The organism is Pseudomonas sp. WJP1 (genome assembly GCF_028471945.1).
In the GTDB taxonomy this organism is placed as follows: domain Bacteria; phylum Pseudomonadota; class Gammaproteobacteria; order Pseudomonadales; family Pseudomonadaceae; genus Aquipseudomonas.
Genome location: NZ_CP110128.1, coordinates 2,236,891 through 2,249,260 on the forward strand (window position 1 = coordinate 2,236,891; position 12,370 = coordinate 2,249,260).

12 protein-coding genes are annotated in these 12,370 nt (G+C 61.1%); 8 read left to right on the forward strand and 4 right to left on the reverse strand.

What is annotated here, in order from left to right:
- The first annotated feature begins 94 nt into the window (after window positions 1–94).
- From OH720_RS10115 to OH720_RS10145, 7 genes are all read left to right on the forward strand, one after another.
- Complete coding sequence (locus tag OH720_RS10115) at window positions 95–1,048, forward strand: LysR family transcriptional regulator (protein WP_272605480.1); 954 nt, start codon at window positions 95–97, stop codon at window positions 1,046–1,048.
- Window positions 1,049–1,268: 220 nt separating this feature from the next.
- The gene (locus OH720_RS10120) at window positions 1,269–2,180 is read left to right on the forward strand and encodes a TauD/TfdA dioxygenase family protein (RefSeq protein WP_272605481.1); all 912 of its coding nucleotides are present in this window, start codon (window positions 1,269–1,271) and stop codon (window positions 2,178–2,180) included.
- 33 nt (window positions 2,181–2,213) lie between these two features.
- Window positions 2,214–3,326: an ABC transporter substrate-binding protein gene (locus OH720_RS10125; RefSeq protein WP_272605482.1), complete on the forward strand. Its 1,113-nt coding sequence runs from the start codon at window positions 2,214–2,216 to the stop codon at window positions 3,324–3,326.
- A gap of 4 nt (window positions 3,327–3,330) precedes the next feature.
- Window positions 3,331–4,236 carry an ABC transporter permease gene (locus OH720_RS10130; RefSeq protein WP_272605483.1) on the forward strand — a complete coding sequence of 302 codons (906 nt, stop codon included), beginning with the start codon at window positions 3,331–3,333 and terminating at the stop codon, window positions 4,234–4,236.
- Window positions 4,233–5,018 (forward strand): ABC transporter permease, encoded by a 786-nt coding sequence (locus OH720_RS10135; RefSeq protein WP_272605484.1) that lies wholly within the window; start codon window positions 4,233–4,235, stop codon window positions 5,016–5,018. Before OH720_RS10130 ends, OH720_RS10135 begins: the two co-directional genes overlap by 4 nt.
- Before the next feature lie 45 nt (window positions 5,019–5,063).
- Window positions 5,064–5,825, forward strand: coding sequence for an ABC transporter ATP-binding protein (locus OH720_RS10140; protein ID WP_272605485.1), 762 nt, complete (start codon window positions 5,064–5,066; stop codon window positions 5,823–5,825).
- 64 nt (window positions 5,826–5,889) lie between these two features.
- Window positions 5,890–7,221, forward strand: a complete 1,332-nt coding sequence (locus OH720_RS10145; RefSeq protein WP_272605486.1) for an LLM class flavin-dependent oxidoreductase — start codon at window positions 5,890–5,892, stop codon at window positions 7,219–7,221.
- Window positions 7,222–7,278: 57 nt separating this feature from the next.
- On the opposite strand, the gene OH720_RS10150 is transcribed toward OH720_RS10145, so the two are convergent.
- Window positions 7,279–8,193, reverse strand: coding sequence for a LysR substrate-binding domain-containing protein (locus OH720_RS10150; protein ID WP_272605487.1), 915 nt, complete (start codon window positions 8,191–8,193; stop codon window positions 7,279–7,281).
- A gap of 104 nt (window positions 8,194–8,297) precedes the next feature.
- Between OH720_RS10150 and OH720_RS10155 the strand changes: the two genes are divergently transcribed.
- Window positions 8,298–9,383, forward strand: coding sequence for a tartrate dehydrogenase (locus OH720_RS10155; RefSeq protein WP_272605488.1), 1,086 nt, complete (start codon window positions 8,298–8,300; stop codon window positions 9,381–9,383).
- A gap of 74 nt (window positions 9,384–9,457) precedes the next feature.
- On the opposite strand, the gene OH720_RS10160 is transcribed toward OH720_RS10155, so the two are convergent.
- From OH720_RS10160 to OH720_RS10170, 3 genes are all read right to left on the reverse strand, one after another.
- On the reverse strand, window positions 9,458–9,877 hold the full coding sequence (locus tag OH720_RS10160; protein WP_272605489.1) for a VOC family protein: 420 nt from the start codon (window positions 9,875–9,877) through the stop codon (window positions 9,458–9,460).
- 39 nt (window positions 9,878–9,916) lie between these two features.
- Window positions 9,917–10,312: a hypothetical protein gene (locus tag OH720_RS10165; RefSeq protein WP_272605490.1), complete on the reverse strand. Its 396-nt coding sequence runs from the start codon at window positions 10,310–10,312 to the stop codon at window positions 9,917–9,919.
- A 229-nt stretch (window positions 10,313–10,541) separates the two neighbouring features.
- Entirely contained in the window at window positions 10,542–12,314 is a 1,773-nt protein-coding gene (locus OH720_RS10170; protein ID WP_272605491.1) for an acyl-CoA dehydrogenase C-terminal domain-containing protein, read from the reverse strand.
- Window positions 12,315–12,370: the final 56 nt, after the last annotated feature.

Sequence of the window (12,370 nt, forward strand, 5' to 3'; positions counted from 1 at the left end):
CCTGCGATCCTAATGAGTTGGCGAAAGCGGCGGCAGTCGCAAAAAAGCGGGGCTGAAAACCCAGGGTTTACACCTGCGGAGCCAGGAGGAAAGGATGAAGCTGCATCAATTGCGCGCGCTGGTGATGATTGCCGACTGCGGCAGTATTCGCGCGGCGGCGCGGCAACTGGACGTCTCGCAGACGGCCGTGGCCAAGGCCCTGCGTGAGCTGGAGGAACACCTGCAATTGCCTTTGCTGGTGCGCAATGCCAGTGGGGTGGTGCTGACGCCCTATGGCCAATCGCTGTTGCAGCATGCGCGGCAGATGCTCAGTCAACTCGAGCGTGCGCAGTTGGAGTTGGCGCACCTGAGCGACCAGGCCGAGGGGCATTTGCGCCTGGGTATCTCGCCGTGGATGGGCATGACCCTGTTGCCCGAGGTCGTCACGCTGTTCCGCCAACGAATGCCCCGTGTGCGCCTGGAAATCTTCGAAGGGCTGATGGCGGTAACCTTGCCGCGATTGCGCGATGGCACGATGGAGTTTGCGGTGGGGCTGGTGTCTTCGTTACTGCCGCGCCCGGAGTTTGTCTGTGAGCCGATCTGTTCCTACCGGATGGCCGTGGTCGCCCGCCATGGTCACCCGCGCCACGACAGCCGTTCCATCCACGACTTGCTGGATCAGGACTGGGTGGTCAATTATCCGGATGCCAGCCACGATGGCCTGATGACCGAGTTGTTCTGGCAGCACGGCGCGCAGATCGACATGCAGCACATCCACCGCGCGCATTCGCCGCAGCTGACCTTATCGTTGATCGAGCAGACCGACATGCTCAGCTACTTTCCCGAGCCGATGCTGACCGTGCCGATCTATCGCGAACGGGTAGCGCGGCTGGCACTGGCGGAAAGCTTCTCTACCGACACCATCGGTATCGTCAATCCACGCAACGCCCAGTTGGGTGTCGCCGCACAATGCTTCGTCGATTGCCTGTTCCAGGTCATCCGCCGCCGCGCCCGCTCGGCACGGCCGGAAGATGTCGAGTTGTTCGATACGCTGGAGCTGTTGATTTGAGGGCGGGGACCCAAAATAGGGGTGGTTTGTACTTTCATTCCATATTGCTTTTAAAAAGTTATTAGCTAATAACAGGAGGTTTATAGCTTTTATCTGAATTGAATAACGCGTTTGTTATATAGCACTTAATCTATCTTTAGAATAATTTGTGATTAGTCATCACTGCTTTTATGTCTTTATGATCTGTCCCACAACAACTCGTGAGACAGGAGGTAGCTCGATGACTATTCAAATCAAACCGGTCGCTGGTCGAATTGGAGCACAACTGGAAGGCGTGAAGTTGGGAGGGGATATCAGCGCCGAAGACTTCGAATTCATTAATCAGGCACTGCTGAAATATAAAGTGCTGTTCTTTCGCGACCAACATCTGGATGACGCCGGGCACGAGGCTTTTTCCCGCCGCTTCGGGGATCAGGTTCCGCACCCGACCGTGCGTTCCGCCGAGCAGGGCGCCGCGATCCTGCATCTGGACGCCAAGGAAACCCGCGCCAATTCCTGGCACACCGATGTGACCTTCGTGGCCAATTACCCGAAGATTTCCATCTTGCGCGGTGTGGTCATTCCTGCCTTTGGCGGCGATACGGTATGGGCCAATACGGCAGCGGCCTACGCCGATCTGCCCGACCCGTTAAAACAACTGGCGGATAATCTTCGCGCGTTGCACACCAACTTGTATGACTACGCAGTGCCGCGTAATACCGATGAATCAGGACTCAAGCGTTATCGTGAACAGTTCACCGCGGAAATCTACGAAACCGAACATCCCTTAGTTCGAGTACATCCGGAGTCGGGTGAAAGAAGTTTGTTGTTGGGGCACTTTGTCAAACAGATCCAGGGGGTAAGTGCCAGCGACTCCAAACAACTGATCCGCCTGTTTCACGACCGTATTACCCATGTCGACAACACCGTGCGCTGGCGCTGGCAGGAGGGCGATGTGGTGATCTGGGACAACCGCGCCACCCAGCACATCGCGATCAACGATTACGGGGATGCCCAGCGCATCGTGCGCCGCACCACCATCGACGGTGATGTTCCGGTCGGGGTGGATGGTCGCCTGAGCCAGGCACTCAAGCCGAGCCCGGACGCGCGCTCGCCGAAAACCGAAGCCGACAAAAAACACCTCGCTGCCTGACGAGCGACTCTCATTGGTACAAGGAAGGCTGACATGAAGCTCAATGGCATTCGCCTGTTCAAAAAAGGCAGCATCGCGGCAGCACTGGCTGCGGTTCTCGCTATACCCGTAGCTGAAGCCGATGTGTTGCGCATCGGTGTAGCAACAGCTGGCGGCGGTGACCCGGTGACCTTCAGCGGTTCGACGCTGGGTATCGTGCGCAATCAGCAATTGCTGGAGAAAGCCTTCGCCGGCACCGGGACCGAAGTGCAGTGGTACTTCTTCAAGGGGGCCGGGCCTGCGGTCAACGAAGCCTTTTCCAACCAGCAACTGGACTTCGCCTACCAGGGCGATCTGCCGGCGGTCGTCGGGCGTTCCAACGGACTGGACACCAAGTTGCTGGCAGCATTGGGTGTGCGCGCCAATCTTTATCTGGCGGTGCCCAAGGGCTCGTCTGTGAAAACCATCGAGGACCTCAAAGGCAAAAAAGTCGCGATCTTCCGGGGCACCAACGGCCATTTGGTGATGATCAATCTGCTGGCGGAGCACGGGCTGACCGAGCGCGATATCAAGGCCATCAATCTCGATACCGGCAGCTCTCAGGCGGCATTGATTTCCAACGGTGTGGACGCCGCATTCGGCGGGCGTGAGTTGTTCAAGCTGCGTGATAAAGGCCTGATCGACATCGTCTACAACAACCCCGAACAGGACGTGCGCTACACCCGGCAGACGGCGCTCGTGGTTCGCGGTGATTATGAGAAAGAGCATCCGGACAAGGTGCAAAAGGTCGTCGACACGCTGGTGGACGCGGCGAAGTGGACATCGGACGACAGCCATCGCGACGAAGTCTTCGCCGAATGGGCCAAGAGCAATGACCCCGCCGATTCATTGCGTGCCGACTTCACCGGGGTCCCCCTCAGGGACAGGGCCTCGCCTCTGGTCGACAACTTCCTGCTCAGTCGCTACCAGGCCGTGGCGGACCAGGCCAAGGAAGAAAAACTCATCCGTCGCCCGGTCAGTATCGATGGCTGGTTCGAGACCAGCTATTTGCATAAAGCCCTCAAGGCCAAGGGACTGGAAAACTACTGGACGCCCTACGGCCCGGATGGCAAGCAGCCGGCGGGTAACGCGGTAGCGGTCACGACGACCAGCAAGCAAGGGAGCTAGGCAAATGGCCAGGGCACAGAGCGCAAGATTCGAGAAGTATGGGGCGCCGGCATTGCCGAGCGACAACGTCAAACGTCTTCCACCGGCACCCGCGCGACCGGTCCGCAAGGTCGAGGTGCCACGCACCTCGCCCTGGTCCTTGAGCCTGGGTGACAAGGCCTTGCCCTGGCTGTTGCCGTTGCTGTTACTGGGTTTGTGGTACCTGGGGGTGGAACGTGGCTGGCTTTCAGAGCAGGTGCTGCCACCGCCAGCCTATGTTTACCAGGCGCTGTCGGACCTGGTCGGCAACGGCGATCTGTGGCTGAACGCGTCGGCCAGCCTGCAGCGGGTGGTCGTCGGATTCAGTCTCGGCGCCTTGCTCGGCGTGGCGCTGGGCCTGGCCATGGGACTGTCGCGGACGCTGGAGGATTATCTGCTACCGACCTTCAACGCACTGGTGCAAATTCCGGTACTGGGCTGGCTGCCGTTTGCCTTGCTGCTGTTCGGCATCGGCGAGACGCTCAAGTACGTGCTGATTGCCAAGGCCGCCCTGGTGCCGATCACCCTGTGTACCTTGCAGGCGTTCCGCCAGGCGCCCAAAGGCTTGCTGGAAGTCGGCCGGATCTACGGCTTCAGCCGTCGACAAAGCGTCACCTCCATTGTCTTGCCGGCGGCGATCCCGACGCTGTTTACCGGGTTTCGCCTGGGCTTCACCAAAGCCTGGCTGTCGCTGGTGGTGGTCGAGTTGGTGGCTTCGAGTGAAGGGTTGGGTTACCTGATCGTCTATGGGCGCCAACTGTTTCAACTGGATTTGGTGATGGCGGCCGTGGTGGTGGTAGGGACGCTGGGTCTGTTGATCGATCGCGGTTTCGATTACGCGGAGAAGCGCCTCAATCGCGGTCGGCCAACGGTTGGGGGACGCCAGTCATGAGTGCAGCTTTGTCATCAGCTAACAGTAGCCATCGCTATCGCGGTTGGGTCTTGCCCCTCTCGGCGATTGCCCTGTGGTGGCTGGCTTCGTACCTGGGGTGGAGCGAATCGGGACTGTTCGTTTCGCCAGAAAAAGTCGCGGCGACAGCCTGGGATCAAATCACTTCGGACAAATTCTGGCGGGCCATTTCGGCGAGCCTTGCGCGCAACCTCAGCGGCTTTTTTATCGGTACCGCGCTAGGTCTGGTACTGGGTTGCCTGCTGGGTCTCTCGCGGCATTTCGAACGTCTGGTCGGCCCGAGCTTCAACACCTTCAAGCAAATCTCCCTGTTCGCCTGGATCCCGCTGATCTCGGTGTGGTTCGGCCTGGGCGATGTGGCCAAGGTGGTGTTTTTGTCGCTGGCCGCGCTGGTGCCGGTGGTGGTCAACACCTGCGACGGTTTGCGCAACGTCCCGCCCAACCTGCTGGAAGTGGCGCGGGTGTACGGCTTCAGCCGCTGGCAAACCATTATCGGGGTGATGCTGCCCGCCGCCTTGCCATCGATTTTCACCGGGCTCTACCTCGCGCTGGTCTACAGCTGGCTGGCGACCATCGGCGCCGAATACCTGCTGGTATCGGGGGAGGGGATCGGCAACACGCTGATCGATGGCAGCGAACATTTCATGATGGACCTGGTGCTGTTTGGAATGGTGGTGATCGGCCTGGTGGGATGGGGCCTCAACGCCCTGGCCCGGACACTCGAGCGGCGGATGCAGGGCCTGTACGGCATCGCTGCGCGCTGATTGCCACTTTGATTCCCTGATTGCCACATTGAAAAGGATCGCAACATGAGCAACGGTCTGACCCTGGAACACATCAGCAAGCGGTTCACCTCCCAACCGGGCAGTTCGACGCAATTGCAGGTACTCGAGAACATCTATCTCGACATCGCCCCTGGCGAGTTCATCAGCATCGTCGGCGCCAGCGGCTGTGGCAAATCCACGCTGCTGCGATTGATCCTCGGCCTGGACGAAGAGTTCGACGGACGCATCCTGCTCGATGGCAAACCCATCAAGGGCACGGGCCTGGAGCGCGGCATCGTGTTTCAGGATCACCGGTTGTTCCCCTGGCTCAACGTCGAGCAGAACGTCGCGGTCGGCCTGAAGAACTCGCCCCTGAGCGCCGGGCAGAAGCGCGACACCGTGCGCGAGCACATCGAACTGGTCGGCCTGCAGGACTTCATCGAGTCCTACCCGCACCAGATTTCCGGCGGCATGGCGCAACGCGTGGCCATCGCCCGCGGGCTGGTCAATCGTCCGAGCGTGTTGTTGCTGGATGAGCCACTGGGCGCCCTCGACGCCTTGACCCGCGCACGTCTGCAGGGCGAGCTGCAGAACATCTGGGCCAAGGAAAAAATCACCATGATCCTGGTCACTCACGATGTGGACGAGGCGGTCTTCCTCGGCGACCGGGTGGTGGTGATGCAGCCCAATCCGGGGCGTATCCGGCGCATTGTCGACGTCGATCTGCCGCGCCCGCGCAATCGCAGTGACAGCCGTTTCATCGCCCTGCGCGATGACGTGTTGAGCGACTTTGCCGAGTTGCATTGAGTCGCGTGTTGTCCTGCCTTTTTCAGATTCACTGACTCAAGCTCTCTATTTCAGGAACAGGGATATGACCGAACGCCAGCTCAGCCTCAACCTCTTCATCTACCCCAATGGTCATCACGAAGCCGCGTGGCGTCACCCGCAGTCAGTGCCGGAAACGTCCATGGACATCGGCTACTACCAACAGCTAGCACTGAGAGCGGAACGGGAAAAGCTCGATGCGATTTTCTTCGCCGATTCGCCATCCCTGGCCGAAAGCGACCGCGAAGGCCTGCGCATTCGTTTCGAACCGGTGACCTGGCTGGCGGCGATTGCCGCGGTGACCCAACGCATCGGCCTGATTGCCACGGCCAGCACCACCTACAGCGAACCCTACAACCTGGCCCGTTCGTTCAGCGCGCTGGATCACCTGAGCAAGGGCCGCGCCGGCTGGAACATCGTCACCACGTCCCTGGCGGCCGCCGCTGCCAATTTCGGCCTGGACCAACATCCGCCTGCCCATGACCGCTATGCCAAGGCCGAAGAATTCGTGAAGGTGGTGGGTGACCTGTGGGACAGCTGGGAGGACGATGCACTGGTGCTGGACAAGGAGGCGGGGGTGTTCGCCAACGGTGCGAAAGTGCACTCGATCAACCACGTGGGCACGCACTACCGGGTCAAGGGCCCGTTCAACTCACCACGCTCCCCGCAAGGACGGCCGGTGCAGGTGCAGGCCGGCTCGTCCGAGGATGGCCGTGATTTCGCATCAAGGCATGCCGAAGCGATCTTCACCGCCCACCAGACCCTGCAAAGCGCGAGCGAATTCGCCAACGATATCCGCGCGCGGGCGAGGGCAGTGGGGCGCGACCCTCGCCAACTGAAAATTCTCCCGGGTATCAGCCCCTACATCGGCAGCACCGAGGCTGAAGCCCAGCGCAAGTTCGACGAACTCAACGACCTGGTACTGCCGCACGTCGCGCTGGGCCAGTTGCGCCGCCTGCTGGGTGTGGATCTGTCCGGTCAGGACCTGGATGCACCATTCCCACGTCACCTGATCAACTTTGAAGGCGGCGAGAGCCAAGCCAGTCGCTTCAAGCTGATCATCGACATCGTCGACCGCGAGCAACCGACCCTGCGCCAGTTGATCAACCGCCTGGCCGGTGCTCGCGGGCATTGGGTGCCGGTGGGGACGCCGGTGCAAATTGCCGACCTGATCGAACAGTGGTTCCGCAGCGGCGCCGCCGATGGCTTCAACGTGATGCCGCCGGCGTTCCCCGAGGGCTTTGAAGTATTCCTCGATGAAGTGCTGCCGATCCTGCGCAAGCGTGGGCTGTTTCGCGAGGACTATGCGGGTACCACCCTGCGCGAGCATTACGGCCTGAGTCGCCCGGTTTCGCGGTTTGCGCTGAAGTCTGCCTGAGGGTGCGCAGCGATCGGGGGACTGACTGAATGTTGCCTCTGGGCTTAGCCTGCTGATTCAGGTTTGCGGCAGGCTGTAGCGCTCGGCAAAGTACTGCCGCAGGCATTCAACCGCCACCCGCACCTTGGCCGAGGTGGCGAGGGGCGCCGTGTACACGGCCCAAATGTCCGCCGCCTGCCTGTACTCGGGCAATACCTGCACGAGGCGCCCGTCCTCCAGGCTGTCGTACACGTCCCACCATGAGCGCAGCAGGATGCCTCGGCCATCGATGCACCACTGGTGCACCACTTCACCGTGATTGGACGACAGCGAGCCCGTCACTTTCACTTGTTCCTCGCCTTCCGGCCCTTGCAGGTGCCAGACCCCGAAGGGGTGATCGCGCTCCTTGATCACCAGGCAATCGTGTGTCGCCAGCTCCGCCAGCGTGCGCGGCGTACCGTGCCGTTCCAGGTACGCCGGCGCGGCGCAGAGTACCCGGCGATTGCGCGCTAGCGGCTTGGCGATGAGGTGCGGATCGATTTCGTTGCCGACCCGCACGTCGAGGTCAAAGCCCTCGTCGATCAGGTCGATCAAGCGGTCCTGTACATCGAGGCGGATGTCCAGCTGAGGGTAGCGCGCGGCCAGTTCGGAAAGGGCAGGGGCGACGAAGCGCCGGCCCAGTCCGAGGCTGCTGGCGATACGCAGTTGCCCGCTGGGCTCGCGATGCTGCGCACTGACGTCATCGCCCATGCGCTGCACGGAGTCGAGGATGCGCAACGCCCACTGGTAGATCCGCTCGCCATCGTCACTCACCGACACCCGGCGGGTGGTGCGATGCAGCAAGCGCACGCCGAGGTTCTTCTCGAGCAGGCGAATGCGTTTGCTGATGAAGGCGGTGGACATGCCCAGTTCGGCGGCGGCGCTGGAGAAGCTGGAGCGCCGGGCAACATGGACGAAGACGTTGAGGTCTTCCAGGTTTGGTAGATTGTTCACAGTTCGGATAATAAGTATCAACAGTTGCGATGATTATACTTGCTTCGTCAACTTATAGCATGGCCGGCATCACATCCAACCTCTGATCCAACAAGGGTGCCAGCATGAAAAAGACATTCAGAATCGCCGCGATCGCCGGTGACGGTATTGGCCTGGAAGTACTGCCGGAAGGCCTGCGGGTGGTCCAGGTGGCGGCGCGTAAATTTGGCCTGGCGCTGGAGTTCGAACACTTCGAATGGGCCAGCTGCGACTACTACCTCGAGCACGGCAAGATGATGCCCGATGACTGGTTCGACCAGCTCAAGGGCTTCGATGCCCTGTACTTCGGTGCCGTGGGCTGGCCAGACAAGGTGCCCGACCACATTTCGCTGTGGGGCTCGCTGCTGAAGTTCCGCCGCGATTTTGACCAGTACGTGAATATTCGCCCGGTGCGCCTGTTCCCCGGCGTACCGTGCCCGCTGGCTGGCAAGAAGCCGGGCGACATCGACTTCGTGGTGATCCGCGAGAACACCGAAGGCGAGTATTCCTCGCTCGGCGGGCGCATGTTCGAAGGCACCGAGAACGAGTTCGTGCTGCAGGAATCGGTGTTCACCCGTCGTGGCGTCGACCGCATCCTCAAGTACGCTTTCGACCTGGCGCAGACCCGTGAGCGCAAGCGCCTGACGTCGGCCACCAAGTCCAATGGCATGGCCGTGAGCATGCCTTATTGGGACGAGCGCACGGCCGCCATGGCAACCAATTATCCGGACATCACCTGGGACAAGCAGCACATCGATATCCTGTGCGCGCGCTTCGTGTTGCAGCCGGAGCGCTTTGACGTGGTGGTGGCGTCCAACCTGTTCGGTGACATCCTCTCCGACCTCGGCCCCGCATGTGCCGGCACCATCGGCATCGCGCCGTCGGCCAACCTCAACCCGGAACGCAAATTCCCGTCGCTGTTCGAGCCGGTGCATGGTTCGGCCCCGGATATCTTCGGCCAGAACATCGCCAACCCGATTGCCATGATCTGGTCCGGCGCACTGATGCTGGAGTTCCTTGGCCAGGGCGACGAGCGCTATCGCGCCGCCCACGACGAGATCCTCAAGGCCATCGAGCAGGTGATCGCCAGCGGCACCGTGACCCGCGACATGGGAGGCTCGTTGTCCACCCAGGCGGTTGGCCAGGCCATCGCTGAAATCATCGAAGGCTGATTGCCGCAGCACTTGAGCTGATTGCAAATGGGCTTGCTCTACGGTGGCGCAAGCCATCGTGCTGACATGCGGCCTTAACCGAGTTGCTCGGCAAACCCGACAATAATGCCCTCAGGCCCACGCATATAGGCGAGCCGGTACGCTTGTTCGTACTGCATCTGGCCAATCAGTTCGGTGCCATGGGCCTGCATCCGTGCAACGAGCCCATCGATGTCATCGACGGCAAACATGATGCGACGAAGACCCAGGGCGTTCATTGGCGTGTCCACGGGGCCGAACCTGATGGCGTCTGGCGTGTGGAATTTGTCCAGTTCGATGCCTTGCCCATCGGGCGTGCGCAGCATCGCGAGGGTGGCTCGCACGTTTCCAAGCCCAATGAGGCTGCCGACGGAAGTCCCTTCAACGGTGGTCTGGCCCTCGAGCTTGAGGCCCAACGCGATGAAGAATGCCTTCACCGCTTCGAGATCGTCGACAACGATCAGGACGTTGTCCATTCGCGTGATGCTCATGTCCTTCGCCCCCTTGGCGTGGCACTAGCGACGATAGTAGCGGCGATCGTCGTCGTAGCGGTGGTGCATGGCGCGGTCCCGGTCGCGGTGGCGCTCCCAATTACGGCGTTCAGCTTCTCGGCGGGCTTGTTCTCTGCGCCACTGGGCCCTGCGCCATTCGTCTCGGCGCCAATCGTCCCGGCGACTGTGCCAACGGCCGTCGTGCCAGTAGCGGTCGTCATGGGCGAGCAACGTCTGCTTGCCGGTCATGCTGGCCAAGGTCGGCCAAGGGTTGGCGGCGGCCGGGGCAGGCGCCTCAATGGCTGTGACTGGCGTTGCGACAACTGGGGTTGGCGTCTTCATCGGTGTGGCTGATGCCGAGCCCATTGCCGCGAGCGCGAACAGTCCGAAGAGCACCATCCGTGGATCATGGAATTTCATGAGCGAAGACAACCTCTGATTGACAATTGGGCGTGTGGCCATCCGGTTGCGCGAAACCTGCGGGTTCGCGCTTGCGAGCGGATGAGCCTATCCAAATAGACCGACAAACAGGGAAAAGTTCTAGGGTGCCTCGGTAATTTGCGTAACGCCTGCCAGAGCGCCAGGGATTACCGGAGAAAACGCCCATGCCCAAAGGCGGGCGTTTTTTCACGTGGTGTCGGCTCTATCGTCAGAACTGTTCAGCGCTCAGGCCATACAACGAGGCGCTGCCGGCCCGAATGGATTGATCAAGGCTCAACGTGCGTGGAAGCAAGCGGTGGAAATAAAACTCGGCGGTGGCGATTTTCGCGTCGTAGAACGTTTCGTCTTCGCTGCGTTTTTGCCGCGCAACCTGAGCCATGCGCGACCAGAGCCAGGCGTAGGCGACGTAACCGAACAGGTGCAAATACTCCACCGAGGCAGCACCGACTTCGTTGCGGTTGGTTGCGGCCCTGTCGTGCAGCCAGTCGCTGATGTCTTCGAGCCGCTGCACGGCGTCGAGCAGCTGTGTGGCATAGGGGGCATCGGGCTGGGCGGCGAAGCGGCGAATCTGGTCGGTGAACTGGCCAAGCGCGGCGCATTTATCGGCGAGTACCTTGCGTCCGAGCAGGTCCAGTGCCTGGATGCCATTGGTGCCTTCGTAGATCTGTGCAATGCGCACATCACGGACCAATTGTTCCTGGCCCCATTCGCGGATGTAGCCATGACCGCCGAAAACCTGCTGGCCGTTGATGCAGCTTTCCAGGCCTGTGTCGGTAAAAAAAGCCTTGGCCACTGGCGTCAGCAGCGCAACCAGCACCTGCGCGCTATCGCGCTCGCTGGCATCACGGGAAAACTTTGCCAGGTCCAGTTGTTGCCCGACATAACTGGCGAACGCGCGGCCACCTTCGGTCATGGCTTTCATACCGAGCAGCATCCGCCGCACATCCGGGTGAACGATGATCGGGTCGGCGAGTTTGTCCGGCGCCACGGTGCCGGTGGGTGCCCGACTCTGGATGCGTTCACGGGCGTAGGCGACGGCACTCTGGTAGGACGCCTCGGCGCAGCCGATGCCCTGGATACCAATGGACAGGCGTTCGTAATTCATCATGGTGAACATTGCCGCCAGGCCTTTGTTCTCCTCACCGACCAGCCAGCCACCGGCGCCGTCGAAGTTCATCACGCAGGTGGCGGACGCCTTGATGCCCATCTTGTGTTCGATCGAACCGCAACTCACCGCGTTGGGAGCGCCGAGGGAACCGTCGGCATTGACCAGGATCTTGGGCACGACAAACAGCGAAATGCCTTTCGGACCGGCAGGCGCGTCCGGCAGTTTGGCCAATACCAGATGAACGATGTTTTCGGTCAGGTCCTGATCGCCCCCGGTGATGAAAATCTTGCTGCCGGTGATCTTGTAGCTGCCGTCAGCCTGGGGCTCGGCGCGGGTGCGGATGAGCCCCAGGTCGGTGCCGGCATGGGCCTCGGTCAGGCACATGGAGCCGGCCCAGCGGCCTTCATACATCGGTGGCAGATAGAGGTTTTTCAGGGCGTCGCTGGCGTGGGCATCCAGTGCCAGGCAGGCACCGGAACTCAATGCCGAATACAGGGCAAAACTCGAGTTGGCGCCGTAGAGCATCTCTTCGAATTGCACCGCCAGCATTTTCGGCATCCCCATGCCTCCGAACTCGGCATTGCCGGACAGTCCCACCCAACCGCCTTCGATGTAGGTCGCGTAAGCCTGTTTGAAACCGATGGGGGTAGTGACTCGGCCCTCATGCCACTGCGCGCCTTCTTCGTTACCGCTGCGATTGAGCGGCGCAATCAGGTGCGCTGTGACTTTTGCCGCCTCCTCGAGAATGGCGTCTGCCGTATCGGCGTCGATGCTGCCGGCCAGAGCCGGCAGGCGCGCCCACATGGCCGGGGCATCGAACACTTCGTGCAGTACAAAACGCATGTCGCGCAAGGGGGCTTTGAATTGGGGCATAACGTGAACCTCGTTGGGACGGTTGTGTCTGGGGCACAGCGCCGCACAGGCGGGCT

Excerpts from the sequence above, each read along its gene's own strand:
- OH720_RS10115 (WP_272605480.1), top strand. The coding sequence starts at position 95 with ATGAAGCTGCATCAATTGCGCGCGCTGGTGATGATTGCCGACTGCGGC.
- OH720_RS10120 (WP_272605481.1), top strand. The coding sequence starts at position 1,269 with ATGACTATTCAAATCAAACCGGTCGCTGGTCGAATTGGAGCACAACTG.
- OH720_RS10125 (WP_272605482.1), top strand. The coding sequence starts at position 2,214 with ATGAAGCTCAATGGCATTCGCCTGTTCAAAAAAGGCAGCATCGCGGCA.
- OH720_RS10130 (WP_272605483.1), top strand. The coding sequence starts at position 3,331 with ATGGCCAGGGCACAGAGCGCAAGATTCGAGAAGTATGGGGCGCCGGCA.
- OH720_RS10135 (WP_272605484.1), top strand. The coding sequence starts at position 4,233 with ATGAGTGCAGCTTTGTCATCAGCTAACAGTAGCCATCGCTATCGCGGT.
- OH720_RS10140 (WP_272605485.1), top strand. The coding sequence starts at position 5,064 with ATGAGCAACGGTCTGACCCTGGAACACATCAGCAAGCGGTTCACCTCC.
- OH720_RS10145 (WP_272605486.1), top strand. The coding sequence starts at position 5,890 with ATGACCGAACGCCAGCTCAGCCTCAACCTCTTCATCTACCCCAATGGT.
- OH720_RS10155 (WP_272605488.1), top strand. The coding sequence starts at position 8,298 with ATGAAAAAGACATTCAGAATCGCCGCGATCGCCGGTGACGGTATTGGC.
- OH720_RS10160 (WP_272605489.1), bottom strand. The coding sequence starts at position 9,877 with ATGGACAACGTCCTGATCGTTGTCGACGATCTCGAAGCGGTGAAGGCA.
- OH720_RS10165 (WP_272605490.1), bottom strand. The coding sequence starts at position 10,312 with ATGAAATTCCATGATCCACGGATGGTGCTCTTCGGACTGTTCGCGCTC.
- OH720_RS10170 (WP_272605491.1), bottom strand. The coding sequence starts at position 12,314 with ATGCCCCAATTCAAAGCCCCCTTGCGCGACATGCGTTTTGTACTGCAC.